The 320-nt window shown below is 75.3% G+C and carries 1 protein-coding gene; it reads left to right on the top strand.

Going from position 1 to position 320, the window contains the following annotated elements:
- Positions 1-320 (top strand): LysR family transcriptional regulator substrate-binding protein (locus tag CCN33_RS16050; protein ID WP_244173825.1); only part of this gene is annotated, 320 nt, incomplete at both ends.

Here is a 320-nt window from a genome sequence, read left to right as displayed (position 1 = left end):
CTGGCCCGCCGCATCCTCGCGGACGCGGACACCGCCCGGCAGGAGGTGCAGGAACTGGTCCAGCTCCGGCGCGGCCGGGTGCGCCTCGGCGCCACCCCGAGCCTCTGCACGGGCCTGCTGCCCGACGTCCTCCGCGCCTTCCACGACCGCTACCCGGGCATCCAGCTCCTGATCCAGGAGAGCGGCTCCCGGGACCTGGTCCGCGAACTCGCCCGCGGCGCTCTCGACCTCGCCCTGGTCGTCCTCCCCCTTCCCGCACCGGCGCCCGCCCTGACCACGGTCGAGCTGCTGCGCGAAGACCTGGTCGTGGTCTCCTCCCC

The sequence above is a fragment of the Streptomyces recifensis genome, from assembly GCF_002154615.1.
Classification (GTDB): domain Bacteria; phylum Actinomycetota; class Actinomycetes; order Streptomycetales; family Streptomycetaceae; genus Streptomyces; species Streptomyces griseoluteus.
The sequence above is the reverse complement of the archived record's forward strand: the minus strand, read 5'-3'. Positions and strand labels throughout refer to the sequence as shown.